This window comes from Paraburkholderia sp. BL6665CI2N2 (genome assembly GCF_004366535.1).
In the GTDB taxonomy this organism is placed as follows: domain Bacteria; phylum Pseudomonadota; class Gammaproteobacteria; order Burkholderiales; family Burkholderiaceae; genus Paraburkholderia.
The window spans coordinates 5,524,499-5,549,418 of the sequence record NZ_SORC01000001.1 but is presented as its reverse complement, the minus strand read 5'-3'; the positions used below and the strand labels follow the sequence as shown (position 1 = coordinate 5,549,418).

General features: G+C 63.7%; 26 protein-coding genes. 11 read left to right on the top strand and 15 right to left on the bottom strand.

Translation table 11 applies throughout. The annotated features are described in order from the left end of the window. Positions 1-3 precede the first annotated feature (3 nt). The 8 genes from flgF (at position 4) to flgL (ending at position 8,952) form a co-directional block, all read left to right on the top strand. On the top strand, positions 4-762 hold the full coding sequence (gene flgF / locus B0G81_RS24940; protein ID WP_106284804.1) for a flagellar basal-body rod protein FlgF: 759 nt from the start codon (positions 4-6) through the stop codon (positions 760-762). 30 nt (positions 763-792) lie between these two features. Continuing rightward, on the top strand, positions 793-1,581 hold the full coding sequence (gene flgG / locus B0G81_RS24935) for a flagellar basal-body rod protein FlgG (RefSeq protein WP_012434703.1): 789 nt from the start codon (positions 793-795) through the stop codon (positions 1,579-1,581). Between the two features lie 39 nt (positions 1,582-1,620). Continuing rightward, entirely contained in the window at positions 1,621-2,319 is a 699-nt protein-coding gene (gene flgH, locus B0G81_RS24930; RefSeq protein WP_116118510.1) for a flagellar basal body L-ring protein FlgH, read from the top strand. A 2-nt stretch (positions 2,320-2,321) separates the two neighbouring features. Further along, a complete protein-coding gene (locus B0G81_RS24925; protein WP_106284806.1) occupies positions 2,322-3,506 on the top strand; it encodes a flagellar basal body P-ring protein FlgI in 1,185 nt (394 codons plus the stop codon). 12 nt (positions 3,507-3,518) lie between these two features. Continuing rightward, positions 3,519-4,526 (top strand): flagellar assembly peptidoglycan hydrolase FlgJ, encoded by a 1,008-nt coding sequence (gene flgJ / locus B0G81_RS24920; RefSeq protein WP_106284807.1) that lies wholly within the window; start codon positions 3,519-3,521, stop codon positions 4,524-4,526. Positions 4,527-4,862: 336 nt separating this feature from the next. Next, positions 4,863-5,636 (top strand): flagellar brake protein, encoded by a 774-nt coding sequence (locus tag B0G81_RS24915; RefSeq protein ID WP_121307021.1) that lies wholly within the window; start codon positions 4,863-4,865, stop codon positions 5,634-5,636. Between the two features lie 108 nt (positions 5,637-5,744). Beyond that, positions 5,745-7,718, top strand: coding sequence for a flagellar hook-associated protein FlgK (gene flgK / locus B0G81_RS24910; protein ID WP_134138623.1), 1,974 nt, complete (start codon positions 5,745-5,747; stop codon positions 7,716-7,718). A gap of 10 nt (positions 7,719-7,728) precedes the next feature. Further along, positions 7,729-8,952, top strand: a complete 1,224-nt coding sequence (gene flgL, locus B0G81_RS24905) for a flagellar hook-associated protein FlgL (RefSeq protein ID WP_116118506.1) — start codon at positions 7,729-7,731, stop codon at positions 8,950-8,952. 520 nt (positions 8,953-9,472) lie between these two features. On the opposite strand, the gene B0G81_RS24900 is transcribed toward flgL, so the two are convergent. The 15 genes from B0G81_RS24900 to fliF form a co-directional block, all read right to left on the bottom strand. Beyond that, complete coding sequence (locus tag B0G81_RS24900) at positions 9,473-10,102, bottom strand: type VI secretion system amidase effector protein Tae4 (RefSeq protein WP_134138622.1); 630 nt, start codon at positions 10,100-10,102, stop codon at positions 9,473-9,475. Between the two features lie 3 nt (positions 10,103-10,105). Continuing rightward, positions 10,106-10,651, bottom strand: a complete 546-nt coding sequence (locus tag B0G81_RS24895; protein ID WP_134138621.1) for a PAAR domain-containing protein — start codon at positions 10,649-10,651, stop codon at positions 10,106-10,108. A gap of 487 nt (positions 10,652-11,138) precedes the next feature. Beyond that, a complete protein-coding gene (gene fliR, locus B0G81_RS24890; RefSeq protein ID WP_134138620.1) occupies positions 11,139-11,921 on the bottom strand; it encodes a flagellar biosynthetic protein FliR in 783 nt (260 codons plus the stop codon). Positions 11,922-11,967: 46 nt separating this feature from the next. Continuing rightward, a complete protein-coding gene (gene fliQ, locus B0G81_RS24885) occupies positions 11,968-12,237 on the bottom strand; it encodes a flagellar biosynthesis protein FliQ (RefSeq protein ID WP_116118502.1) in 270 nt (89 codons plus the stop codon). 49 nt (positions 12,238-12,286) lie between these two features. Further along, positions 12,287-13,075 carry a flagellar type III secretion system pore protein FliP gene (fliP, locus tag B0G81_RS24880; RefSeq protein WP_134138619.1) on the bottom strand — a complete coding sequence of 263 codons (789 nt, stop codon included), beginning with the start codon at positions 13,073-13,075 and terminating at the stop codon, positions 12,287-12,289. Positions 13,076-13,119: 44 nt separating this feature from the next. Continuing rightward, entirely contained in the window at positions 13,120-13,734 is a 615-nt protein-coding gene (fliO, locus tag B0G81_RS24875; RefSeq protein ID WP_134138618.1) for a flagellar biosynthetic protein FliO, read from the bottom strand. Further along, positions 13,731-14,195, bottom strand: a complete 465-nt coding sequence (gene fliN / locus B0G81_RS24870; RefSeq protein ID WP_106284816.1) for a flagellar motor switch protein FliN — start codon at positions 14,193-14,195, stop codon at positions 13,731-13,733. The genes fliO and fliN overlap by 4 nt, the downstream gene beginning before the upstream one ends. Then, complete coding sequence (gene fliM, locus B0G81_RS24865) at positions 14,188-15,186, bottom strand: flagellar motor switch protein FliM (RefSeq protein WP_106284817.1); 999 nt, start codon at positions 15,184-15,186, stop codon at positions 14,188-14,190. Before fliM ends, fliN begins: the two co-directional genes overlap by 8 nt. A gap of 65 nt (positions 15,187-15,251) precedes the next feature. Further along, entirely contained in the window at positions 15,252-15,752 is a 501-nt protein-coding gene (gene fliL, locus B0G81_RS24860) for a flagellar basal body-associated protein FliL (RefSeq protein ID WP_134143201.1), read from the bottom strand. Positions 15,753-16,209: 457 nt separating this feature from the next. After that, on the bottom strand, positions 16,210-17,700 hold the full coding sequence (locus tag B0G81_RS24855) for a flagellar hook-length control protein FliK (protein WP_134138617.1): 1,491 nt from the start codon (positions 17,698-17,700) through the stop codon (positions 16,210-16,212). A gap of 70 nt (positions 17,701-17,770) precedes the next feature. Beyond that, complete coding sequence (gene fliJ, locus B0G81_RS24850; RefSeq protein ID WP_106284820.1) at positions 17,771-18,220, bottom strand: flagellar export protein FliJ; 450 nt, start codon at positions 18,218-18,220, stop codon at positions 17,771-17,773. 2 nt (positions 18,221-18,222) lie between these two features. Then, on the bottom strand, positions 18,223-19,872 hold the full coding sequence (gene fliI, locus B0G81_RS24845) for a flagellar protein export ATPase FliI (protein ID WP_134138616.1): 1,650 nt from the start codon (positions 19,870-19,872) through the stop codon (positions 18,223-18,225). Beyond that, positions 19,866-20,549 carry a flagellar assembly protein FliH gene (fliH, locus tag B0G81_RS24840; RefSeq protein ID WP_181196671.1) on the bottom strand — a complete coding sequence of 228 codons (684 nt, stop codon included), beginning with the start codon at positions 20,547-20,549 and terminating at the stop codon, positions 19,866-19,868. The genes fliI and fliH overlap by 7 nt, the downstream gene beginning before the upstream one ends. Then, a complete protein-coding gene (gene fliG, locus B0G81_RS24835; protein WP_007179928.1) occupies positions 20,536-21,531 on the bottom strand; it encodes a flagellar motor switch protein FliG in 996 nt (331 codons plus the stop codon). Before fliG ends, fliH begins: the two co-directional genes overlap by 14 nt. After that, positions 21,521-23,326, bottom strand: coding sequence for a flagellar basal-body MS-ring/collar protein FliF (gene fliF, locus B0G81_RS24830; RefSeq protein WP_134138615.1), 1,806 nt, complete (start codon positions 23,324-23,326; stop codon positions 21,521-21,523). The genes fliG and fliF overlap by 11 nt, the downstream gene beginning before the upstream one ends. A gap of 235 nt (positions 23,327-23,561) precedes the next feature. Here fliF and fliE point away from each other — a divergent pair, with 235 nt between their 5' ends. The 3 genes from fliE to B0G81_RS24815 all read left to right on the top strand — a co-directional run bounded on the left by fliE (position 23,562) and on the right by B0G81_RS24815 (position 24,871). Next, positions 23,562-23,897, top strand: coding sequence for a flagellar hook-basal body complex protein FliE (gene fliE / locus B0G81_RS24825; RefSeq protein WP_106284823.1), 336 nt, complete (start codon positions 23,562-23,564; stop codon positions 23,895-23,897). Between the two features lie 216 nt (positions 23,898-24,113). After that, positions 24,114-24,548, top strand: coding sequence for a flagellar export chaperone FliS (fliS, locus tag B0G81_RS24820; RefSeq protein ID WP_106284824.1), 435 nt, complete (start codon positions 24,114-24,116; stop codon positions 24,546-24,548). Next, on the top strand, positions 24,545-24,871 hold the full coding sequence (locus tag B0G81_RS24815; protein ID WP_106284825.1) for a flagellar protein FliT: 327 nt from the start codon (positions 24,545-24,547) through the stop codon (positions 24,869-24,871). The genes fliS and B0G81_RS24815 overlap by 4 nt, the downstream gene beginning before the upstream one ends. Positions 24,872-24,920: the final 49 nt, after the last annotated feature.

The window sequence follows — 24,920 nt, the reverse complement described above, 5'->3', positions numbered from 1 at the left end:
ATCATGGATCGGCTGATCTATACCGCGATGTCGGGCAGTACGCAGGCGCTCGAACAGCAGGCAATCGTCGCGAACAACCTGGCCAACGCATCGACCACCGGTTTTCGCGCGCAACTGGCGACTTTCCGCGCCGTGCCGATGTCGTTCGGCGACGGCAGTTCGATCAACGACAACACCACGCGCACCTTCGTGCTGTCGTCGACGCCGGGCGCGGACTACACGCCCGGGCCGATCCAGCAGACGGGCAACCCGCTCGACGTGGCGATTCAGGGTCCGGGCTGGCTGGCGGTGCAAACCGCCGACGGCGGCGAGGCTTATACGCGCGCCGGCAATCTGCATGTCGATGAAAACGGCCAACTGGTGAACGCCACCAATCAGGTGGTGCTGGGCAACGGCGGCCCGGTGTCGGTGCCGCCGGGCGCGGAAATCACCATCGGCAAGGACGGCACGGTGTCCGCGCTGACGCCGGGCGATCCGCCGACAGCGGTGGTGACGGTCGATCAGCTGAAGCTGGTGAATCCGGATCCGCAAACCATGACGCGCGGCGACGACGGTCTGTTTCGCACCGCCGACGGCAACGCCGCCGACGCCGATCCGACCGTCACGCTGGCGCCGGCCTCGCTCGAAGGCAGCAACGTGAATCCGGTCAGCGCGATGGTCTCGATGATCACCAACGCGCGTCAGTTCCAGATGCAGACGAAGTTGCTGGAAAGCGCCGACAAGAACGATCAGTCGGCCAACCAGTTGCTCAGCTTTAGCTAACGGGTCGCTTAGGCACCCAGGAGAAGAACCATGAATCGCTCACTCTACATCGCCGCGACCGGCATGAATGCGCAACAGGCGCAGATGGACGTGATCTCGAACAACCTCGCGAACGTCAGCACCAACGGCTTCAAGGGCTCGCGCGCGGTGTTCGAGGATCTGCTGTACCAAACCGTCCGCCAGCCGGGCGCGAACTCGACACAGAACACCGAACTGCCGTCCGGCATCCAGCTCGGCACGGGCGTGCAGCAGGTCGCCACCGAGCGTCTGTACACGCAGGGCAACCTGCAACAGACCGGCAACTCGAAAGACGTCGCCATCAACGGCCAGGGCTTTTTCCAGGTGCAGATGCCCGACGGTACGACCGCCTATACCCGCGACGGCTCGTTCCAGACCAACGCGCAAGGCCAGCTCGTGACGTCGAGCGGCTACCAAGTGATCCCCGCGATCACGATCCCGAACAACGCGACTTCGCTCACCATCGGCAGCGACGGCGTGGTGTCGATCACCGTGGCCGGCTCGACCAACAGCCAGCAACTCGGCTCGATGCAGATCGCCACGTTCATCAATCCGGCCGGTCTGGACGCGAAGGGTGAAAACCTGTTCGCGGAAACCGCTTCGTCGGGTGCGCCGAACGTCGCGCAACCGGGCCTGAACGGCGCCGGCACGCTGAATCAGGGCTACGTGGAAGCATCGAACGTGAACGTGGTGCAGGAACTGGTGAACATGATCCAGACGCAACGCGCTTACGAAATCAACAGCAAGGCCGTGACCACGTCCGACCAGATGCTGCAGACCCTGAGCCAGATGCAGGTTTAAGGCTCAAGGGACTGGGAATCAAAAAGGCGGTAAATCAAGATGTCGCACTTCACTCGTAATCCGGTTCATTCGCGCACCGCTCAGGCGCTCGTGCAGCTCACGCTGCTCGCGGCCCTGGGTGGCTGCGGCCTCGTGCCGAAGCAGCCGATCACGCAGCAGCCGATGACGGCGCTGCCGCCGATGCCGCCGTCGGCGCAGTCGCCCGGCTCGATCTTCAACCCGGGTTACGCGGGCCGTCCGTTGTTCGAAGACCAGCGGCCGCGCAATGTCGGCGACATTCTGACGATCGTGATCCAGGAAAACGTCAATGCGACCAAGTCCTCGGGCGCGGGCGTCAACCGCAGCGGCAACACCAACTTCGACGTGCCGACCGCCGGCTTTCTCGGCGGCCTGTTCGGCAAAGTCAACCTGAGTGCGAACGGCGCCAACAAGTTCGCCGCGACGGGCGGTGCGAATGCGTCGAACACGTTCAGCGGCGTGATCACCGTCACGGTGACGGGCGTGCTGCCGAACGGCAACCTGATGGTCAGCGGCGAGAAGCAGATGCTGATCAACCAGGGCAATGAATTCGTGCGCTTTTCCGGTGTGGTGAATCCCAACACGATCTCCAACCTGAACGCCGTGTACTCGACCCAGGTGGCCGACGCGAAGATCGAATATTCCGCGAAGGGCTATATCGACGAATCCCAGAACATGGGCTTCCTGCAGCGCTTCTTCCTCAACGTGTCGCCGTGGTGATCATGCGTACCGTTTTCTCCCGCACCCGCCTTGCGCGATTCGCCGGTTTCGGCCGCGCGCTCGCCTTCGTCGCGCTCGCCTGCGCGGCGCTGCCGGCGGTCACGCCTGCTCATGCCGAACGTTTGAAGGACCTCGTGCAGATCCAGGGCGTGCGCGACAATCCGCTGATCGGCTACGGCCTCGTCGTCGGCCTCGACGGTACGGGCGACCAGACCACGCAGACGCCGTTCACCACGCAGACGCTCGCCAACATGCTGGCGAACCTCGGCATCTCGATCAACAACCAGGCGGCGGGTTCGAGCAATTCGCAGTCGTCACTGTCGAACATCCAGTTGAAGAACGTCGCCGCGGTGATGGTGACGGCGGTGCTGCCGCCGTTCGCGCGTCCGGGCGAAGCGATCGACGTGACCGTGTCGTCGCTCGGCAATGCCAAGAGCCTGCGCGGCGGCACGCTGCTGCTCACGCCGCTGAAGGGCGCCGACGGCCAGGTGTATGCGCTCGGCCAGGGCAATCTCGCGGTCGGCGGCGCCGGCGCGAGCGCCAACGGCAGCAAGGTGCAGGTGAACACGCTGGCCGCGGGCCGCATCGCCGGCGGCGCGATCGTCGAACGCGCGGTGCCGACGTCGGTCTCGCAAGCGGGCACGATGCAACTCGACCTGAACGACATGGACTACGACACCACGCAGCGCGTCGTGGCCGCGGTGAACAACGCGTTCGGCGGCGGCACGGCCACCGCGCTCGACGGCCGCACGATCCAGTTGCGCGCGCCAAGCGATCCGGAGCAGCAGGTCGCCTTCATGGCGCAACTGCAGAACCTCGACGTCAAGCCGGCGCAAGCCGCCGCGAAGGTGATCCTGAACGCGCGCACCGGCTCGATCGTGATGAATCAGATGGTCACGCTGCAGAACTGCGCGGTCGCGCACGGCAACCTCTCGGTCGTGATCAATACGCAGCCGGTGGTGAGTCAGCCGGGCGCGTTCTCGAACGGCCAGACCGTGGTGGCCAAGCAGTCGCAGATTCAGATGAAGCAGGACAACGGTGCACTGAAACTGGTGACCGCCGGCGCCAATCTCGCCGAAGTGGTGAAGGCGCTCAACGCATTGGGTGCGACGCCCGCGGATCTGATGTCGATCCTGCAGGCGATGAAAGCGGCGGGCGCTCTGCGCGCCGACCTGGAAATCATCTAAGGAAGACACAGGATGAATTCGGATACGACCAATTCCGCCGGCGCGGCGAACGACCTGAGCAACCGCTTTGCCCTCGACGTGCAGGGGTTCGCGAAGCTGAGCGCGCAGGCCAAGGCATCGCCGCAAGCCGGCATGAAGATGGCCGCGCAGCAGTTCGACGCGGTCTTCACGCAAATGATGCTGAAGAGCATGCGCGACGCAACGCCACAGGACAGCCCGTTCGATTCGCACGACAGCGCCACCTTCACCTCGATGATGGACCAGCAGTTGTCGCAACAGATGTCGCAAAAGGGCATTGGCGTGGCTGACGCCATGCTCAAGCAGTTGATGCGCAATCAGGGCATGCAGGTAGGCGGCGGTGCGGGCGGCGCGGGCGCCGCCGGTGGCCTGGCCGGCATGGCCAACGCGTTGGGCGGCGGCAGCGGTGGCGATGAAGGTCAGACCGCGGCGCTGAACGCGCTCGCCAAAGCGTATGGCAATGCGCAAGCTAATGGCCAGCTGGCGATGGGCAAGGGCTACTCGGCCAACAGCGCTTTGACTCCGCCATTGAAAGGCGACGGCACTTCACCGAAGGTCGACGCTTTCGTCGACAAGCTCGCCCAACCGGCCCAGGCGGCCAGCGCGGCGACCGGCATTCCGGCGCGCTTCATCATCGGCCAGGCGGCGCTCGAATCCGGCTGGGGCAAGAGCGAGATCAAGAAGACGGACGGCTCGACCAGCCACAACGTGTTCGGCATCAAAGCGACCAGGGACTGGACCGGCAAGACCGTGTCGACCGTCACGACCGAATACATAAACGGCAAGCCGCAGCGCGTGGTCGAAAAATTCCGCGCTTACGACTCGTATCAGGAAGCCATGACCGACTACGCGAGCCTGCTCAAGGGCAATCCGCGTTACGCGCAGGTGATCAATTCGGCGCATGACGTGAACGGTTTTGCCAACGGCATGCAGCGCGCCGGTTACGCGACCGACCCGCATTACGCGAAAAAACTGATGTCCATCATGCAGAAGATGGGCTGATGCGCGGTGACCGCGTTCGGGTCATCTAAGCGTTGATCGAATCAAAACGATGCACGGGACGGGGCCAGGTGCATAACAAGACGGACGAGGCCGGCCGCCCACGGGCGGCCGGTCCACCCGCGAACAGAAACGACGCCTTTTAACGTTTGCGGCAAATAATTCATGACAGGCCCCTAAATTTTGACCGGGCGCTGCCGCTAATCAGTTAGACCCAATACCGGAAAGCGCTGTAATGTCTGGTTGGGATGCGCGTGCTGCGGCTTCGATGAAGACCGCGCAAAAGCCCCGGCAGGAGCTCTGGCACGCGCCCGCAAGAACAAGCATACCGGCAAGCCCATGGATACTACCCAGTCGAACGGCCAGACCGACACACACGGCCAGCTGCACGCCGCGACAGACGAAGCCGGCAACGACTTCGGCCGTCGCAATCCGCTGGAGATCGGCGTTCAGTTGCGCAATCTCGTCAATCGCGGCGATTTCCTCACGGTTCAATACGCAGGCGGACAGCTCGTAACACGGCTACTCGACGTCGACGTGCGCGGCCGCACCTTCACGTTCGATTGGGGCGCCTTGTCCGATCAGAACAGAGGCTTGCTGGGCGCACCGCGCTGCCAGTTCCACGCGCAGCCGGACGGCGTGCGCGTCGAATTCGCGACGAGCACGCCGCGCGAGACCCGTTTCGAAGGACTGCCCGCATTCGAGGCCGATTTCCCCGAGGTGCTGTTCTACGTGCAGCGCCGCGAGTACTTCCGCGTCGATGCGCCGATTCTCGATCCGTACATGTGCTCTGGCCGTTTACCCGAAGGCGACACGTTTCGCTTCGAGGTGCACGACCTGTCGCTCGGCGGCGTGGGCATGCGCACTTCAGACGAACGCGTGGCCGAATTGCCGATGGGCACGCGCCTGCTCGATTGCGAGCTGGCGCTCGGCGGGCTCGGCCGGCTCTCGCTCGATCTGCAGCTCGTGTCGCATCGCTCCACCGCGCTGCCGAACGGCACGCAGCGTTTCCAGCTCGGCTTCCGCTTCCTGACGCTGCCGGGCAGCGCGGAAAACACGCTGCAACGCCTGATCACGCAGCTCGAGATGAAGCGTCGTTCGCTGGTCCGCTGATGCCCGACGCGCGTCGGAATGACCTCAATTTTTCCTTGTTGAGGCCGTTAAACAGGATGTTCAAGTAACGCGGCGGCACGTGTACGGTGTCGCCCTTCAGGATGACGCATGTCCAATCTCATCAATCTCGGCCTCAGTGGACTGAACGCAGCCCAGTGGGGACTCACGACGACCGGCCAGAACATCAGCAACGCGTCGACGCCCGGCTACACCATCGAAACACCGGTGTATGCGGAAAGCGGCGGCCAGTACACGGGCTCGGGGTATCTGCCGCAAGGCGTCTCGACCACGACCGTGACGCGCCAGTACAGCCAATACCTGACCACTGAGCTGAACAACGCGCAGAGCTCGGGCAGCTCGCTGTCGACGTACAACACGTTGATCTCGCAACTGAACAATCTGATCGGCAGCCCGACCGCCGGGATTGCGAGCGCGATCACCAGCTACTTCACCGGCTTGCAGAACGTCTCGAACAATGCGTCGAGCCTGGCCACGCGTCAGACCGCGATGAGCGGCGCGCAGACGCTGGCGAACCAGATCAACGCGGCGGGTCAGCAATACGACGCGTTGCGCCAGAGCGTCAACACGCAGCTCACCAACACCGTTTCGCAGATCAACAGCTACACGCAGCAGATCGCGCAGTTGAACGGTCAGATCACTCAGGCCAGTACGCAAGGTCAGCCGCCGAATCAGCTGTTGGATCAGCGCGATCTCGCCGTGTCGAATCTGTCGCAACTGATCGGCGTGAACGTGGTGAACAGCAACGGCAGCTACAGCGTCTTCATGAGCAACGGCCAGCCGCTGGTGTCCTCCAACAACAGCTACAACCTGGGCACGGCGCCTTCGACCGGCGACACCAGCGAATTGTCCGTTCAGTATCTCGGCCAGGCGGGTGCGAATCCGGCGGCCGCGCCGCAGAATCTGCCCGACAGCAAGATCGACGGCGGCACGCTCGGCGGTCTGCTCGCGTTCCGCAGCCAGACGCTCGATCCGGGTGAGGCACAACTCGGCGCGATCGCCGTGAGCTTCTCCGCGCAGGTCAACGCGCAAAACGGGCTGGGGATCACGCTCGCGGGCGCCAAAGGTGGCGCGCTGTTCTCGGTGGGCGGCCCGACCGTCTATGCGAACACGCAGAACACCGGCAATGCGTCGCTGAACGTGTCGTTCGCGAACGCCGCGCAACCGACCACCGGCGACTACACGCTGGCCTACAACGGCACCACCTACACGCTGACCGACAATTCGACGGGCAGCGTGGTCGGTTCGGCGACCAACCTGAGCCAGCCGATCAATGGCCTGAATTTCTCGACCACCGGCACGATGAACGCCGGCGACTCGTTCACGGTCGAGCCGACCCGGGGCGCGCTCAACAGCTTCGCGACCGCCACCACCGACGCATCGGCGATCGCCGCCGCCGCGCCCGTGCTGGGCGCCGCCGCGTCGAGCAACACCGGCACCGGCGCGATCACGCAGGGCACGGTAACGGCCGGCTACACCATGCCGAATTCGACCACCACGCTCTCGTACGACGGCACGGGGCTGTCCGGCTTCCCGGTCGGTTCGACGGTGACGGTGGCCGGTTCCCCCGCCACCACGTACACGATCGCCAGCGCGGCGACCGTGGTGCCGTATTCGTCGGCCACCGGCGCCTCGCTGACGATCAACAACGCGACCGCCGGCCAGATGAACAATGTTTCGGTGACGATCAGCGGCGCGCCGGCTGCCGGCGACAAGTTCACCATCGGCCCGAACACCGGCGCGACCAACGACGGCCGCAACGCGCTCGCGCTGTCGAACCTGTCCAGCGCGAAAGCGCTGTCGGGCGGCACGGTCACGCTGACGGGCGCGTATGCGAACTACGTCAACAATATCGGCAACCAGACCAACCAGATTCAGACGTCGAGCACGGCGCAAAGCTCGCTGGTGACGCAGATCACCACCGCGCAGCAGTCGGTGTCGGGCGTGAACATCAACGAAGAAGCAGCCAACCTGCTTCAGTATCAGCAGCTGTATCAGGCCAACAGCAAGGTCATCCAGACCGCGCAGACCCTGTTCCAGACGATACTCGGCATCTTCCAGTGAGGCGTTGACAATGCGCATCTCCAGCACGCAGTACTTCAACATGAACGTCGCGACGATGAGCGATCAGCAAGCTCAGTTGTCGCAGTTGTATGCCGAGATTTCGAGCGGCGTGAGCCTCTCCACGCCGTCGGACAATCCGCTCGGCGCGGCGCAGGCTGTGCAGTTGAGCTCGACGGCCACGACCCTGTCGCAATACACGACCAATCAGGGCACCGCGCTCGCTTCGCTGCAACAGGAAGACACCACGCTCGGCAGCGTCAATACCGTGCTGCAAACCATTCATACACTGGTGCTGCGCGCCGGCGATGGTTCGCTGAACGACGGCGACCGCGGTTCGATCGCGACGCAACTGCAAAGCTTGCGCAGCCAGTTGATGACGCTCGCGAATTCGACGGATCCGCAAGGCAACTACCTGTTCGCCGGTTATCAAAGCAGCGCGCAGCCGTACACCACGAATTCGGCCGGCGTTGTGACCTATTCAGGCGACACCGGCACGCCGGGCGTGCAGGTTACGGATTCGCACGTGGTGCAGACCGGCGACAACGGCATTGCGATCTTCGGCAGCGTTGCGCCGATCGGCACCAGCGCCGTGCCGGCCGCGACGACCGGCAACACCGGCACGGGCGTGATCAGTCAGGTGAGCCTGACCAATCCGACCAATCCGACCAACGCCGACAAGTTTTCGATCAACTTCTCGTCGGCGACCACCTATACCGTGAGCCAGACCGATCCGGCTACCGGCGCGGTGACCACGAGCGCGCCGCAGGCGTTCACGGCCGGGTCGGCGATCACGCTTGGCGGCCAGTCGGTGTCGATCACCGGCGCGCCGAACGCGGGCGACAGCTTCACGGTGACGCCGGCCACGCAAGGCAGCATGGATGTGTTCGCCAACCTGAGCCAGTTGATCACCACGCTGCAAACGCCGGTGTCGGGCGGCGCGTCGACGGCGAGCTTCCAGAGCGCGCTGACCACCAGCATGACCCAGCTCGAGAACACGATGAACAACGTCGTGACGGCGCAGGCGGCCGTGGGCGGCCGCGAGCAGGAAGTGCAGGCACTGCAGACGGTCACGCAGACCAACACGTTGCAGACGTCGAGCAACCTCGCGGATCTGACGCAGACCGACATGGTCAAGACGATCGGCAAGTACACGATGACGCAGGCCGCACTGCAGGCGGCGCAGCAGGCGTTCGCGAAGATTCAGAACATCTCGCTGTTCCAGTACCTGAACTGATAGCACGAGCAGTCTGAAACGGAGAAGGGCGGAAGCCGGTGTGAGCCGGTTCCGCCCTTCTTCTTTTTGCGTGCGCAGCCGCCACTACGCCATACCGAACGCAGAAGCGATGTGCTATCGCGTAGACATCTTCGGCAACATACTGCGCCTCAAGCTAAGTCGATCAGGCTTGCGCCGGCCCAAGCTATGAAAAGAGGTTAAAAGGCCGCCGAGCTGTAATCGGTCGCATATAGCGCGACCGTCAAGATTGTTATGCCAAAAAACCAACCGGCCCATTTCAAGGCGGACCAATGCTTCCATGCGACTGCATTGACAAGACCCAGGAGCACTGCCGGCCCCAACAGGTATGCGAGAAGAAGCACCGCGTCCCGCCACGGGACAGCACATTTACCAAGTTCGTGGCATCCAGCTATGGACTCATTGGAACGATGTAACCAGGGAGTGTGGCTGAGCGCATATAAACATGCCCATGTCAGGAACAGACCGCAAAAAGAACCGATCAAGGCGACACCAAAGCGCTTCACTTAATCTCCCAGAACAGGATTGATTTTGAGTCCCGTAGATCGGAGTAACTCAGCTCCGAGGCTACGTTTGCCCCCTGCCGAAATGACTGAATACCCGCGTAACGCCCAATAGTCGCTACGCCGTCGAAAAAGCCGCTGATCGTCAGTCGTGAACCGTTCCATAAATCGATGTGCCCACCGCTTGCGTTGCCTGCGCTTTCGCCGTTGCGCGTCCAGTACCGCGAAAATTGGATGATGCCGGTGCGGCCCTTGACCTTTGATTCCCAATTGGCACCCGTTATATCTTCCGCCCTCGGAAGTCCTGCAAACGGACGTAGTTGCAACCACTCGCCCAATTCGTCGGCCCGCGTCGCAGTGGCTCTGCCATCAAGCATTATCCGGCCAATGGATGACTGCCCGGCGAGCGGCTTAACCAATTTCTGTGAGAATGACTTCATATCGATGCCGCTCCGATGAAATGTCACGCTCATCCGAATAGCGCATTGATCGCGATAGGCCGGGTTATCGTAAGGGTCGCCCGATGGATAGTTATCCCATAACTCCTGAAAAGTCAGTGCCTTCAATTGCACTTCCATGACCGAATTCGGCGTCGAATTGGTTTTTACCACGGTCATTTTATTCGGCATTGTTCAGACTCCTTCCTGTCTCGCAAGGGCATCGTCGCCCCAATACACTTTGTAGTGGGCGGCCGCATCGGTGCGGACACGTGGCAGGAGGCCGTCTTTACCAAGTCGCCCTGAAAAAGTCCGGCCCTCAGCCGACTCGATGAAGTACGGATAGCCTTCGAGGTTCGCCACCGTCGTTGCGCCGCACACCTGTTCGTCATAGATGCCTGTCCCCCGCGACGCATTGTCGATAGTGGATGCGACAGCGCTCGCCGCTACAGCGATGTCGTCGGTCCAGTAGAAACAGCCCGGATTAAGGCCGGCCATCACATAGTTGAGTCCGCATGGACACAACACCGGATCGCCTTCGACAACGCCGGGCTGTCCTCTGTAGCACCGGCGCGTAGCCGTGCCGACTATCCTGAACACGCCTTCGCACTTGCCGCACGTTGCTTCGTCGCCGTCTAGCGCGAACGGTTTGCCGTGGTCCGTCATGTGAGTGGCCGAACCACCAATGACGAGGCCGCCTGTGGTTGTCGGGCTGCCTTGCACCACGAGCGCCTTACGCATGGATCTCGTCTCCGTCGATGCAAGCGCGCCCGTACTCTGGCTCACCGATGTTTGCAAAAAGATACGTCGTTTTGTTCTTCTCGTGTCCCGGCATTCTCAATGTCTCCCGTATGGAATGAGCAACATGTACGGAATTGTGTGCCGAGGCTGAGCACACCTATTCCGAAATCCATTTCGGCGAATAGCAGAGAGATTAGGTATCCGACAAGTCCGAAAAGATGGACATTCTTGTAATGATTTGTCGATGTCTGATGTGGGCCAGACAGGCGTCGTAGACAGTCGATTTTTGCCGGAGGCGTGGAAGTCGCGACCTGAGGCGGCTACCTATACCGCTAGTGCGGGCGCGAATGAAGTACCACGCGCAAAGCGAGTCACTTCCCTTCGGATTGCGCGCGAAGAAATGCCGGCTCGGGGCGGCCATAAAGATTCACCACTCGCTGGAATGTATCGACGCAAACGCCACGTAGCGTCCATAGCCAATACCTGGCTACCTGAACCCCGCCGCCACCCGCCCCATCTGATCCAGGCCGACATCGAAGAGCCGTACGAAGAACGGGATCATGTTCGGGACCATCAGTTGCAGAAGCAGCATGCCGATCAGCATGGTTAGCGGGAAGCCGATCTGGAACACGCCGATCTGCGGCGCGGCGCGATTCAGAATGCCGAGCGAGAGATTGGTGATGAGGAGCGCGGCGACCACCGGCAGCGACAACAGCAGCCCCGCTGAAAACACCGTACTGCCAAAGTTCGCCAGCGTGCGCCAGCCGGGCGCGCCGAGTATGTTCGCCGACACCGGCACCGACTGGAAGGTGGCGAGCAGCGCGCTGATCATCTGCAAATGGCCGTCGATCACCAGAAACACCAGCATGGCGATGGTGTTCATGTAGCTCGACAGCACCTGGCTCGAACTGGCCGCCTGCGAATCGAAGAAGGTCGCAAAGCCGAGTCCCATGCCGAGGCCGACAAAGTCGCCCGTCGCGCTGATCGCCTGAAACACGATCTGCATGGTCATGCCGAGCGCGATGCCGATCAGGAACTGGTTGACGATGATCCACACGCCTTCGGCGGAAAACACCGTGACTTGCGGCAGCGCGCCGAGCGTGGGCGCGACGATGATCGTGATGAACGCCGCGAGGCTGATCTTCACGCGGATCGGCAGCGAGCGGTTGCCGAGCACCGGCGCGGTGGCGACTAGCGCGAGGATGCGCACGAACGGCCACAGGAACGCGGTGAGCCAGGCGTTCAGTTGCGCGTAGGTGACGGAAAACATCGCGAGTCGGAAGGGAAGGTGAGAGGAAGGTGAAAACCCGCGCCGCTCAGTTGACGAGCGTCGGAATGTTGGTGAGCGTCTGGCGCAGATAGTCGAGCATGGTCGTCAGCATCCACGGACCGGCGATCACCATCGTGACGGCGATCGCGAGCAGTTTCGGAATGAACGACAGCGTGCTTTCGTTGATCTGCGTGGCGGCCTGGAACAGGCTCACCACCAGACCGACCACCAGCGCGACCAGCAGCAACGGCGCGGCGAGCAGCAGGCCGATATACATGGCCTGGTGCGCGAGCGTCATGACGGATTCTTGATTCATGGCGTTGGGACCGGAAGCGTGAAGGGCATGGGCGCGGTTAGAGCGCGCGCTAAACGAAGCTCTGTGCAAGCGAGCCGAGCAGCAACTGCCAGCCATCCACCAGCACGAACAACATCAATTTGAACGGCAGCGAGATGGTCGCGGGCGACACCATCATCATACCCATCGACATCAGCACGCTCGCCACCACCATGTCGATGATGAGGAACGGGATGAAAATCGTGAAGCCGATCTGGAAGCCGGTTTTCAGTTCGCTCGTCACGAACGATGGCACCAGCAGCGACAGGGGCACGTCTTCCGGACCTTGCATCGGCGCGGCGTGCGAGATGCGGGCGAACAGCGCGAGATCGCTTTCGCGGGTCTGGCGCAGCATGAATGTCTTGAACGGAGCGAGGCCGCGGTTGACGGCGGTCTCCATCGGCATCGTGCCATCGGAGAACGGTTTGTAGCCGTCGGTATAGGCCTTGTCGAGCACGGGCGACATCACGAACAACGTGAGGAACAGCGCGAGTCCGACCAGCACCTGGTTAGGCGGCGTCGTGCTCGTGCCGAGCGCCTGGCGCAGCAGCGAGAGCACGATGATGATGCGCGTGAAGCTGGTCATCATCAGCACCATGGCCGGCAGGAACGACAGCATCGTGAGCAGCAGCATCGTCTGCACGCTCAGCGAGTAGGTCGTGCCGCCGTTCGGGCCAGGGCTCGTGTTGAAGGCCGGCAAGCCGGCGGTCTGCGCGGCCGCCAAGGTCGGCAGCGCGAGCATCAGCGCCGCTAGTGCGATCGGGGCGACAGGTGCCGCGCGGCGCACGGCCGAAATCACTTTCGAAGTGGTGCTGGACATGCGAGCGGATTGCGCGTGACGCGCCGAAGAAAGACTGAACTGCATTACCGAACCCCGCCGCCTTGCCCGTTGAAACGTTTGCCCATTTCGCCTTTCAAAGCGTCGCGAAACCGTTGGCCGAAGGTGCCCGGCAGTGCCGTGCCCGGTGCCGGCGTGCCTGCCGGAGCGGGTTGCGTGGCGCCGAGCGGATCGAGGGCAGCCGTACCTGCCGGCATCGTGTGAAGCAGACGGACGTTGCCGGGCGCCGTGCCGAGTACGAGCCACGTATCGCCGATCTCGACCACCGCGACCCGCTCCTTGCCGCCGAGCGAAGCGCCGCCGATAGTCTTCACGAGACCGCCGCGGTTCGCCGGCTGCAAGCCGAAGCGGCGAGCGAGCCATGCACAACCGAATACCAGCCCGATCACGACCAGCAGCCCGACGATGGTTTGCAGCACCGCACCGACGCCGAGCGCCGGAACAGCAGAACCCGCACCGACGCCCGAGGCGATCTTCGCCGCGTTGTTGACCGCATTCATGTCTGCTGCCTGAGCAACGGGCGTTGCGAGCAGCGCGACCAGCGAAGCTGACGCCCATAAGGCGGCAGCCACGACGTTCGCCACCCGTGCAGCGCGATTCAGAACAGTGCGCGACACGGCGCGGCCGGCAACGCATTTCATCGATTCAACTTCCGGATACGTTCGGACGGCGTAATGATGTCGGTCAGACGGATGCCGAACTTGTCGTTCACCACCACCACTTCGCCCTGTGCGATCAGGCAGCCGTTCACCAGCACGTCCATCGGTTCGCCGGCCATGCCGTCCAGTTCCACCACCGAACCCTGCGCGAGCTGCAGCAGGTTGCGGATCGCGATCTTGGTGCGGCCGAGCTCGACGGTCATCTGAACAGGAATGTCCAGGATCATGTCGATGTCGTTGCGCGTCGTGGTCGGCTCGACTTTCGACAGCGGCTGGAACACGCCCGCTGTCGTCGCGCTGACTTCCGAATTGTCGTTCTGCTCGGCCAGTGCGCTTGCCCAGTCCGCCATCGCCGCTTCGTCTTCGGCAGCGGCTGCGTCGGCCGCGACTTGCGGCGCGGCAGCGGCCAGTTCGGCCTCAGTCTTTGCGTTCAGGTCACTCATATCCACCTTCCTTCATCGTTTCGGCTGCGCTGATCATCTTCTGGACCCGCAACGCATACTGACCATTGAAAATTCCGTAGCCGCATTCCATCACCGGCACACCATCGACTTTCGCCGTGATGTGTTCGGGAATGTTGATCGGCAGAACATCGCCTTTGCGCATGTTCAGGATCTGTTCGAACGTGATCGGCACCTGCGCGAGGTCGGCCGTCAGTTCCACTTCCGCCGCCTGCACCTGCTGCGACAGCACGCGGACCCAGCGGCGGTCGACTTCGAGCGCCTCGCCCTGGATCGGCGACGAGAGGATGTCGCGGATCGGTTCGATCATCGAGTACGGCATGCAAATATGCAGCGTGCCGCCCGTCGAGCCGAACTCGATCGAGAACTGCGTGACGATGACGATTTCGTTCGGCGTCGCCACGTTGGCGAACTGCGTGTGCATTTCCGAGCGCACGTATTCGAACTGCAGCGGACGCACGCTTTTCCACGACGCCGCGTAGTTGTCGAACACCAGATTCAGCAGCTTGTTGATGATGCGCTGCTCGGTCTGCGTGAAGTCGCGCCCTTCGACGCGGGTATGGAAACGCCCGTCGCCGCCGAACAGGTTGTCGACCACGAAGAACACCAGGTTCGGATCGAACACGAACAGCGAGGTGCCGCGCAACGGCTTCACATGGACCAGGTTCAGGTTGGTCGGGATTGGCAGGTTGCGGGTGAATTCGCTGTACTTCTGCACCTTCACCGGGCCGACGGAGATTTCCGCCGAGCGCCGCATGAAGTTGAAAATACCCACACGCAAGAGGCGCGCGAAGCGGTCGTTGATGATTTCCAGGCCGGGCATCCGGCCGCGGACGATGCGTTCCTGCGTCGCGATGTTGTATGAGCGAACGCCCACACGATCGGTCTGCTCGGCTTCCGAATCGGACTCGCCGGTTACGCCCTTGAGGAGGGCATCGACCTCCTCCTGGGACATGAACTCTTCGTGGCCCATTCCTTATTCCTCGTGCGTCCCGTGGCGGTTGATGATGGCAGCGCTGATTAACGTCACGACCGACGTCACTGCACGACGAATTCGGTGAACAGCACGTCCTGGACATGGATCGGCGCTGCGCCCTTGTCGGTCGGTTGCTCGATCAGCGTGCGCAGTTCCGTGGCGAGGGCGCGCTTGCCTTCGAGCGGCGCGAGTTCGTCAGGGTGCTTGTTCGAGAGTGCGAGCAGGATGCGGCTGCGCACTTCCGGCATGTGGTCGGTCAGTTCTTGCTGGGTTTTTGCGTCGGCGAGTTTTAGTGTCAGGCCGATGCGCAGGAAGTGCTGTTGGCCGTCGTCTGATTGCAGGTTCACGGTCATTGATTCCAGCGGGAAGAATAGCGGTGCTGGAGCCGGTGGCGGTGCTGCTTCAGCCGACGCTGCTGTCGGGTGCCGCTTCGACATGAAGAACCAGACGCCCGCGCCTGCTGCGCCTGCTGCAATGATTGCGATCAGCACGATCAGGATGATGCGCTTCATCGGGCCAGGGGATGCCGGCGCGGCTTGTTGAGGTGCGGTCGTGGTTGCCATGAGGTTTGCTTTTCCTGCCGTTAGTGCTGGTGATAGGGATTGTTGTTGATTTGCCTGCGGCGCGATGGGTCGAAAAGAAGGGGGATTGCGGGTTATCTCTTGTTTTTGCTTTCTTGGCCTTTCCTTGAATTCTTCGTGGTCTATTAGCGTTGCCCCTGTGCGGGGCGGCACCTACTTTCTTTGCCGCAGCAAAGAAAGTAGGCAAAGAAAGCCGCTTCACACCGCTAGCTCATAAGCGGGACCCTCGCGCAGTCGCGCTTGTGGCGCATCTGGAATCCGTGCTCTCGCGCACTCGACGTGAGTGACAAGGCAGTCATTCTTCCGGCGGCGCTTCGCGCGCCGTCGCGGTATTTGTCCGCCGCTAGACGCAATCGGCGCCCTTTGGAGGGCGCCGATCTCAAATCGTCTGCAAATCAGGGTGCCGCTTGTGCGCGGCGCCGCTGACTTGGCGTGAAGATCACGCGAATGTGTCGACTAGGCCTACCGTGCGGCGCACCGGGACGTTCACCGTCGTGTCGATCGCGTCCGTGCTGCTGCCGCCACCGAATGATCCGCTCGCGCCGCTCGAGCGGCCGCCGGAACGGCCGGTGTCGGCGTTCTGCTGCTGGCCGCTCTGGCGCGCAAAGCCGTCGCTGACGCTCGCGCTTCCCAAGCCAATGCCGTTGGATTCCATCGCCTCGCGTAACTTCGGCAGCGCGGCTTCGACAGCTTCACGCACGGACTGGTGCTGCGATACGAACAACGCATGTGCATGGTTATCGGCAACCTGCAAGACAACCTGTAGCGGCCCCAGATCCTTCGGGTTCAACGTCAGCTCGGCACTCTGTGAATGCGCATTCGATAAGAACACCACCTTCTGACTCAACGCGTCTTCCCAGTCGGTCGTGCCGACCTGCGGTGACAATGTATTCGCCGCCTCCGCCGCGCCGGCGTTGCCTGTGGTCTGGACGGCCGCCGTCGTGCTCGCTGCGCTCGCCGCAGCCTGCGAGGCGGCTAGCGCCGCTGTTGCGGCATCCGTTGCGCTCTTGAAGGACGCCATATCGCCGGCTTGCGTGCCTCCGGCTGCCGTTGCCGTCAATGTGTCGACCGCCGCTTTTGCCGCAGCGGATGGGTCGGCTACGGTCGTCGCCGTCGTCATGGCAGTTTTCGATGCGGTCGAGCCCTTGCCGTCGCCGAACAGCCCGGCTGCCAAGGCCTTGCCGTCGGCGGTTTCCTTCAGCCCTGCGTTCGTGCCGGCCAAGCCGTTTGCCGAGGTCGCGGCGTTCGCGGCCGCGCCGCTCGCCAATGCTTGCGCGGGAACGCCCTGGCCGTTCGCCAACGCGGCCAGCGCCGCCTGCAACACGTCTTGCAATGACTTTGGATCGGTGGCGGTGGTTTTCTTGCCCGGCGTGCCGCCGGTCGTGGCGTCGGTGGTCGTGCCAGGCTGCGCGGTCGCAGCGTCGGTCAAGGCCGTAGCCGGGTCAGTTGTGGACGGCGTATGGGCATTGTTCGCGTCGGCCTGAGCTTGGGCCTGTGCCTGAGCCTGGGCTTGAGCGGCAGCCGCTGCCGCCGCGGTGCCCGCGTCGGTCTGGCTCGTCGTGTTGCCGGTTTTCGCCGGCGTGGCGTTCGTCTTGTCGGTCGAAGCCTGTTGCGTGTTGCCCGACGAAGCCGCGGACGATGCCGAGTTCGTCGGCTTGCCGGTGTCCTTGCTGCTTGCGTCGTCCGCGCTCTTTGGTGCGGGGTCGGCCGGCGGCGGCGCGTCGTGTACGCTCGACGACGACGATCCAGAAGACGTCGCGGCCTGCTGCTGCTGGCTTGCGCTCAGCGCAGCCGCGCTGTTCTGCTGGTCGATGCTCTGCTGCAAGGTTTGGGAGAACGGTTTGGCGTTCGCCGCAGCGGCCGTGGCCGCGCTGGTCGACGTGCTGCTGGCGGAGCCGAGCAGCGAGCCAATCTGTGAAAGAAGCGACATAGGGAATCCTGTCAATCGGTCAAACGAGGTGTTCAGTCAATCGAGACGGCGCCCGTGCGGCTGATGCACGTCACGCGCCTTCGGCGCGCATCCTCAGAATCCGGGCGGCGTGTTCGTCGGCGTCGCGCTGATCGCGCCGCGCCGTGGTTTTGGCTTCGGCTGCTTCGCCGCGCGCCTGCAGCACTTCGTACGAGCCGAGCTTCTGCTTCTGACGCTGCCAGTCGGGCTTGGCGGCCTCGACGCGCGCATTGGCCGTCACCAGCAGGTTGCGCTGCTGCTCGATGGCGGCGTCGAGCGTGTCGATGAATGCCTGGAAATTGCGCATGTTGCCCGCGGGCATGCCGGTCTGGGCCGTTGCCGTGAAGCGCGCGTGATATTCGTCGCGGTATTGGACGAGGGCGTCGAGCTGCGACTGCACGTCGTTGCGCTCGCGCTGCGCGCGACCCAGACGTTGCGCGGCGGCATCCACATCGTCCTGCGCAAGGCCGATAAGTGTCTTGATCGGAAAATGTTTCGCCATCGTCAGCCTCCTTGGGCAAACAGCGCGTCCAGCATCTCGAGACTCGGTTCAAAGTTCGCGCACTCGCGAAAACCTTGCTGCAAAAATGCTTCCATCCGCGGATACAGCGCGATGGCGCGGTCGAGCAGCGCGTCGCGCCCGCTCGAATACGCGCCGACGTTGATCAGATCGCGGTTGCGCTGGTAGCGCGACAGCATCTGCTTGAACATACGCGTCTTGTCCAGATGGTTATCGTCGATCAGCGCGGTCATTGCCCGGCTAATCGACGCTTCGATGTCGATGGCCGGATAGTGACCCGCTTCAGCCAGCGAGCGCGACAGTACGATGTGGCCGTCCAGAATCGCCCGCGCCGAATCGGCGATCGGGTCCTGCTGGTCGTCGCCTTCAGTCAGCACCGTATAGAACGCGGTGATCGAGCCGCCGCCCGCCGGGCCGTTGCCGGTGCGCTCGACGAGCGCCGGCAGCTTGGCGAACACCGAAGGCGGATAGCCCTTGGTGGCGGGCGGCTCGCCCACGGCGAGCGCGATCTCGCGCTGCGCCATCGCGTAACGGGTCAGCGAGTCCATCAGCAGCAGCACGTGCTTGCCCTGGTCGCGGAAATATTCGGCGAGCGAGGTCGAATACGATGCGGCCTGCATGCGCAGCAGCGGCGAGACGTCGGCCGGAGCGGCGATCACCACGGAGCGCGCCAGGCCTTCCTCGCCGAGAATCTGTTCGATGAATTCCTTCACTTCGCGGCCGCGTTCGCCGATCAGGCCGATCACGATCACTTCGGCGCTGGTGTAGCGCGCCATCGTACCGAGCAGGACCGATTTACCGACGCCCGAACCGGCGAACAGCCCCATGCGTTGGCCACGGCCCACGGTCAGCAACGCGTTGATCGCGCGCACGCCGACGTCGAGCACCTTGTGAATTGGTTCGCGGTTCAGCGGATTGATGACCGGCGCGGACAGCGGGGCGTCGGCATGCGCGCCGAGCGGGCCGAGTCCGTCGAGCGGACGGCCGGACGCATCCAGCACACGGCCGAGCAATTCCCAACCGACCGGCAGGCGCTTGGCGCCCGCCATCGGATCGGCGATCGGCGCGCTTTCCAGCGGAAAAACGCGCGCGCCGGGGAGAAGGCCGATCACTTCGGTGGTCGGCATCAGAAACAGTTTGTCGCCGGAGAAGCCGACCACTTCGGCTTCGGCCATCGGCAGCGAGCTGCCTTGCGGCAGCTCGATCATCACTTCGGCGCCCACGGAGAGGCGCAGGCCGACGGCTTCGAGCACGAGGCCGGCGGCGCGCGTGAGACGTCCGCAGGCGCGCATCGGCTTGGCGATCGCGTTGCGTGCGCGCAATGCGTCGAGGCGGCCGCGCCACGCTTGCATGTGCGGATTGCTGTCGAGCGCGGGATCGTAAGGCGGGTGAGCGATAGCGGCGGAAGCGGGGCTCGCGGAGGCGGCAACGCGGCTCGCTGCGGCGCCCGTCGCCGGATGGGCATGCGCCGGATCGCGCAAGGCGGCTTCGATTGCCGCGACCGCAGCCGCAGCGGGGGTCACCGCCGCCGGTTCTTCCGCAAGCGCTTCAGCGCCGAACGACGCCAGCGCCAGTTCACGTTCGAGCGGCGTCAGGTCGCTGGCGCGGATTTCTTCGAGCGTCGGCTTCACCATGTGCTCACCTTGCCGAGGGCGGCAGCCACGCGCTCCCAGCGCGTGTCGATGCCGGCGTCCACTTCGCCGGTGTTGGCTTGCGCGCGGCAGCCGCCGCGCTCCACCGCCGGATCGGTACGCACGGTCCAGCCGCGCGTTTGCAACTCTTCCATCAGATAGGCTTCGACCACCGGCAGATCGGCGGGACTCACGATCAAAGCCGGCGCGCCGACCAGCGTGGGCTCGGCGGAGAGCACTTCACGCGCGGCGGCGATCAGTGCGGTCGGATCGTGCTGTACATGCTGGCGCACCACCTGTTGCGCGATGTCGAGTGCGAGCGCGACCAGCGTCTCCGAAATCGCACCTTGAGCGCCGTCGAGCGCTGCCTTGAACGTTTCGGCCAGCGCCGCGAGCCGTGCCGCTTCTTCGCGCGCTTCGCTCTGGCCCTGCTCGAAACCTTGCGCGTGACCCTGCTCGTAACCGGCCTGATAGCCGAGCGCCTGACCGGCCACGTGACCGGACGCAATGCCCTGCGCATGCGCGGCGTCGCGCAGGCGTTCGAGTTCGGCTTCGAACGCGCCGTCGTCGACTTCGGGTTCGGGCGGTGCCGGCGGCACCGGATCGAACGAGGCCATCTCCCAGCGCTGGTAGGCCGAGAGGCGTTCCTTCGCTGCGGAGTTCTGATCAGACATATGCATCTTCGGCCTTGCCGCCTAGAACGATCTGGCCGCCTTCGGCCAGGTTGCGCACAATCTGCAGGATGCGGCGTTGCTGCGTCTCGACTTCGGAGACGCGCACCGGACCGCGCGCGTCGAGGTCTTCGGCGAGCAGTTCGGCAGCACGCTGCGACATGTTCGACAGGAACTTCTGGCGCAGCGCGGGCGGCGCGCCCTTCAGCGAGATGATCAACGCCTCGGACTCGACTTCCTTCAGCAACAGCTGGATCGCGCGGTCTTCCAGATCGAGCAGGTTCTCGAACACAAACATCTGATCAATGATCTTCTGCGCAAGTTCCGCGTCGTACTGACGAACGTTCTCGATAACGCCTTCTTCATGGTTGCTCGACATGAAGTTAAGAATTTCCGCCGCCGTGCGGATGCCGCCCATCGGGCTGCGCTTGAGGTTGTCGCTGCCGGACAGGAGGCCGGTGAGCACGTCGTCGAGCTCGCGCAGCGCGGCCGGCTGGATGCCGTCGAGCGTCGCGATCCGCAGCAGCACGTCGTTGCGCAGCCGTTCCGTGAAGCAGGCGACGATTTCCGACGCCTGATCGCGGTCCAGGTGAACGAGAATCGTCGCGATGATCTGCGGATGCTCGTTCTTGATGAGTTCGGCGACCGCCGCGGAATCCATCCACTTCAGGCCCTCGATACCGCTGGTATCGCTGCCTTGCAGAATGCGGTCGATGATCGCGCCGGCCTTGTCGTCGCCAAGCGCCTTGGTCAGCACCGAACGGATGTACTCGTTCGAATCCAGCGACATGCCGGTGTGCTGCTCGGCCTCGCGCACGAACTCCTGCAGGACTTCGTCGACCTGCTCGCGGGTCACGCTCTTCAGTGCGGCCATCGCGACGCCGATCTTCTGGACTTCACGCGGCCCGAGGAACTTGAACACCTGCGCGGCTTCTTCCTCGCCGATCGACATCAGCAGGAGCGCGCTCTTCATTACGCCTTCAGCGCTCATCGGACACCCAATTTTTCACGACGGTTGCAACGATCTTCGGATCCTGGCGCGCAATGCTGCGCGCGAATTCCAGGTTCCGCTCATATTTGTGCTTGGCGCTTTCGAGCGCGAGCAGTTCGCTGTCGGTTTCCAGTTCGGCGACCGAGCTGCCAATCGCGCCCGCGCGCTCGGCGGCGGGAATGCCATCCAGCAGGATCGGTTCGTCCGGCGACGCCAGCGCCGCGGCGGCAACCGGCTCCGGCGGCGGGAAAGCGCGGCGCAGCGCCGGCTTCACCATCACGAAGTAGAGGAACAGGGCGACCGCGCCGATGCCGAGATACGTGGCGATCTGCTTGGCGAGCGCGATCATGTCCGGGGTGCGCCACCACGGCAGGTCGGCGTTCGGGTCGAGTCCGGTGCTGAACGGGCTGTTGACCACGTTGACCGAGTCGCCGCGCGCCTGGTCGAAGCCCATCGCGTCCTTCACGAGCTGATTGACCTGCGCGAGCTTGTCGGCGGTGACCGGCTGCATCGTGGCGTGACCCTTGCCGTCGACCACGCGCAGGTAGTTCACCACCACCGCCACCGACAGACGCTTGATGCCGCCCATCGGTTGTTCGAGATGGCGCACCGTCTTGTCGAGTTCGTAGTTGGTGGTCGAGTCCTTGCGGTCGCTGACCGGCGTGGTCGTCACGCCGCTCGCGCCAGCCGGCGCGTTGATGGGCGCCGAAGCCGGTTGCGGCGGCTGGTTCGACAGCGCGCCCGGCACGCCCGACGCGCCGCCCTGTGACATTTCGGTGGCGGTGCTCGATTGCTGGCTGCGGATCGCCGCCTGTTGCGGGTTGCCGTTCGGGCCGTAGTTTTCCGAGGTCTGCTCGCTGTGCGAGAAGTCGATATCGGCGCTGACCTGTGAATGCGCGTTGCCTGAGCCGAACAGGGGCGCCAGGATCGCGTCGATACGCTGCTGGGTGCTGCGCTCGATCTGCTGGCGATACTTCAGTTGCGAGGCGTCGAGCCCGCTGCCGGTGGACGGCTGCGTCAACAGGTTGCCGTCCTGGTCGAGGATGGTCACGCCCTTCACCGGCATATCCGGCACCGCCGACGACACCATGTGCGTGATCGCCATCACCTGGCCTTCGTCGAGCGCGCGGCCGGGGTAGAGGTTCACCAGCACGGAGGCGGACGGCGCTTCCTTGTCGCGCACGAACACGGACGGCTTCGGAATCGCCAGATGCACGCGCGCCGACTTCACCGACGAAATCGATTCGATCGTGCGCTCCAGTTCGCCTTCCAGCGCGCGCTGATAGTTGATCTGTTCGGCGAACTGGCTGATGCCGAACTTCTGGTTGTCCATCAGTTCGAAGCCGACCGAGCCGCTCTTGGGCAAGCCTTGCGAGGCCAGACGCAGACGCATTTCATGCACCTGTTCGGCCGGCACGAGGATCGCGCCGCCGGCGTCGGAGAACTTGTAGGGGATGTTGGCGGCCTGCAGCGCCGTGATGATGGCGCCGCCGTCGCGGTCCGACAGGTTGCTGTAGAGCACCTTGTAGCCCGGCGCCCGCGACCACAGGAACAGCCCTGCCACCACGGCGACCAGCAGCGCCACCGCGAATATCAGCGGAGCGCGCGGGTTGCCGCGCATTTGCGCGAGGCCTGACAGGCGCTGACCGAAGTTGCCGCCGAGGTTGCTTCCCAGGCCGCCGAGGTCTGCTGCGCCGCCGGCCTGGCCGGCACCGGCCGCGCCGGCGCCAGGCTGCGCGCCGGCGAGGCCCATGCGGGCGTCGGGGTTGATCAAAGAGTTGGCTGACGAATCCATGCGTCGGGTTTCTCCGGGATGCCTTTTGCGTTCTGCCCGCTACCGCACCGAGGGTCGGCGGGCGCACGGACAGAGACTTTCACCCTTGAAATTATCCGCAGCGCGGCCCAACCCGATTGCTTGAATAGAGCCGGGTTTCCCCCCTAGTTTCGGGGCTTTCCCGTATGGCCCGCTGCTATGCTTTCATCCAGATCGGTACGGTTTGGCATGCCGGTCGTCCTTCCCTGGAGAAAACATGACTTTCCCCGTGAACGCGCTTTCGTCGGCGCTGCAACAGATGCAGTCGATGGCGGCGCAAGCGGCCGGCGGCAGTAATTCGGTCGCCGACACGTCGGGCGCGGCGACGCCCACCGGTTTTGCGTCGGCACTGAAAGCCTCGCTGGATAAGATCAGCGGCGATCAGACCAAGGCGGTCGGCGAATCGCAGGCGTTCGAGCTCGGCTCGTCGAACGTGTCGCTGAACGACGTGATGGTCGACATGCAAAAGGCCAACGTGGGCTTCCAGTTCGGCCTGCAGGTGCGCAACAAGCTGGTGTCCGCCTATAACGACATCATGCAGATGTCGGTGTGAACGCGACTCGGGCGGCAACGCTGATCCGGCCGCCCGAACGCGTGCGAACCGTGTGCCCGGCGCGGGCTGCGGCATTTGGCTCCTTAATCCTCCTTGCACTGGCCTAAAGCTTTCCCGCTGCCTATCCGATAACCAGGTACAGGCAAAAATCGGGTGCCGCAACGTGCCCGGATGGGGTGCCACGACCAACCGCAGTGCAAGACAGGAGGAGCGCCGATGTTTTCCCCAGGACACTCTGGAGCCAATGCGTACGCACGCGTCGGCGTCGAGACAGGGGTGATGGGCGCGAGTCCGCATCGTCTGATCGTGATGTTGTATCAGGGCGCAAGGCAAGCGATCGCGCAGGCGCGCATGCATTTGCAGCAGGGCAATGTGTCGGCGCGCGGAGAGGCGGTCGGCAAGGCGATTCAGATCGTCGAAAGCGGGCTGCAGCAATCGCTCAACCTCGAGGCGGGCGGTGAGATTGCGGAGCGGTTGAACGCGCTGTATAGCTATATGTCGCGCCGGCTGCTCGAAGCCAATATAAAACAAAGCGAGGCGATGCTGGTCGAGGTGGATGGTCTTCTGGCCACACTCGAAGAGGCATGGATCGGGATTGCCCCGGAGATCGCGCGGATGGCAGCCCAGCCCGCCGCGGAAAGCATGAGATGACATCGAACGCAGAATACTTCGCCCGTTACGAGGCGATTGCAGCGATTTCCTGCCGCATGCTGATAGCTGCCCGGCGCGCGCTGTGGAACGATCTGGTCCACCTGCAGGAGGAATACCGCCATCTGGTCGAGGCGTTGAGCGACGCGGAAACGGGCGTGAAGCTCGACGAGGCGGAGCGTCTGCGCAAATACGCGCTGATCCGTCAGATACTCGCCGACGACGCCGCGATCCGCGATCTGGCGAATCCGCGCATGGCCAATCTGTCCGCGCTGTTCGCCGGCCGGCCGACACGCGTGCTCAAGGAACTGTACGGCGCGCGCTGAGTTGCGCCGCGCGCGTTCAGCGGCGCTTCTATTTATCCGGCTGACTGAC

Excerpts from the sequence above, each read along its gene's own strand:
- fliM (WP_106284817.1), bottom strand. The coding sequence starts at position 15,186 with ATGGGCCACGAAGAGTTCATGTCCCAGGAGGAGGTCGATGCCCTCCTC.
- flgL (WP_116118506.1), top strand. The coding sequence starts at position 7,729 with ATGCGCATCTCCAGCACGCAGTACTTCAACATGAACGTCGCGACGATG.
- fliL (WP_134143201.1), bottom strand. The coding sequence starts at position 15,752 with ATGGCAACCACGACCGCACCTCAACAAGCCGCGCCGGCATCCCCTGGC.
- fliG (WP_007179928.1), bottom strand. The coding sequence starts at position 21,531 with ATGAGCGCTGAAGGCGTAATGAAGAGCGCGCTCCTGCTGATGTCGATC.
- flgJ (WP_106284807.1), top strand. The coding sequence starts at position 3,519 with ATGAATTCGGATACGACCAATTCCGCCGGCGCGGCGAACGACCTGAGC.
- fliF (WP_134138615.1), bottom strand. The coding sequence starts at position 23,326 with ATGGATTCGTCAGCCAACTCTTTGATCAACCCCGACGCCCGCATGGGC.
- fliR (WP_134138620.1), bottom strand. The coding sequence starts at position 11,921 with ATGTTTTCCGTCACCTACGCGCAACTGAACGCCTGGCTCACCGCGTTC.
- flgG (WP_012434703.1), top strand. The coding sequence starts at position 793 with ATGAATCGCTCACTCTACATCGCCGCGACCGGCATGAATGCGCAACAG.
- B0G81_RS24895 (WP_134138621.1), bottom strand. The coding sequence starts at position 10,651 with ATGCGTAAGGCGCTCGTGGTGCAAGGCAGCCCGACAACCACAGGCGGC.
- B0G81_RS24915 (WP_121307021.1), top strand. The coding sequence starts at position 4,863 with ATGGATACTACCCAGTCGAACGGCCAGACCGACACACACGGCCAGCTG.
- fliP (WP_134138619.1), bottom strand. The coding sequence starts at position 13,075 with ATGTCCAGCACCACTTCGAAAGTGATTTCGGCCGTGCGCCGCGCGGCA.
- fliN (WP_106284816.1), bottom strand. The coding sequence starts at position 14,195 with ATGAGTGACCTGAACGCAAAGACTGAGGCCGAACTGGCCGCTGCCGCG.
- flgH (WP_116118510.1), top strand. The coding sequence starts at position 1,621 with ATGTCGCACTTCACTCGTAATCCGGTTCATTCGCGCACCGCTCAGGCG.
- fliS (WP_106284824.1), top strand. The coding sequence starts at position 24,114 with ATGTTTTCCCCAGGACACTCTGGAGCCAATGCGTACGCACGCGTCGGC.
- B0G81_RS24900 (WP_134138622.1), bottom strand. The coding sequence starts at position 10,102 with ATGCCGAATAAAATGACCGTGGTAAAAACCAATTCGACGCCGAATTCG.
- B0G81_RS24815 (WP_106284825.1), top strand. The coding sequence starts at position 24,545 with ATGACATCGAACGCAGAATACTTCGCCCGTTACGAGGCGATTGCAGCG.
- fliO (WP_134138618.1), bottom strand. The coding sequence starts at position 13,734 with ATGAAATGCGTTGCCGGCCGCGCCGTGTCGCGCACTGTTCTGAATCGC.
- B0G81_RS24855 (WP_134138617.1), bottom strand. The coding sequence starts at position 17,700 with ATGTCGCTTCTTTCACAGATTGGCTCGCTGCTCGGCTCCGCCAGCAGC.
- fliE (WP_106284823.1), top strand. The coding sequence starts at position 23,562 with ATGACTTTCCCCGTGAACGCGCTTTCGTCGGCGCTGCAACAGATGCAG.
- flgK (WP_134138623.1), top strand. The coding sequence starts at position 5,745 with ATGTCCAATCTCATCAATCTCGGCCTCAGTGGACTGAACGCAGCCCAG.
- fliJ (WP_106284820.1), bottom strand. The coding sequence starts at position 18,220 with ATGGCGAAACATTTTCCGATCAAGACACTTATCGGCCTTGCGCAGGAC.
- B0G81_RS24925 (WP_106284806.1), top strand. The coding sequence starts at position 2,322 with ATGCGTACCGTTTTCTCCCGCACCCGCCTTGCGCGATTCGCCGGTTTC.
- fliH (WP_181196671.1), bottom strand. The coding sequence starts at position 20,549 with ATGCATATGTCTGATCAGAACTCCGCAGCGAAGGAACGCCTCTCGGCC.
- flgF (WP_106284804.1), top strand. The coding sequence starts at position 4 with ATGGATCGGCTGATCTATACCGCGATGTCGGGCAGTACGCAGGCGCTC.
- fliQ (WP_116118502.1), bottom strand. The coding sequence starts at position 12,237 with ATGAATCAAGAATCCGTCATGACGCTCGCGCACCAGGCCATGTATATC.
- fliI (WP_134138616.1), bottom strand. The coding sequence starts at position 19,872 with ATGGTGAAGCCGACGCTCGAAGAAATCCGCGCCAGCGACCTGACGCCG.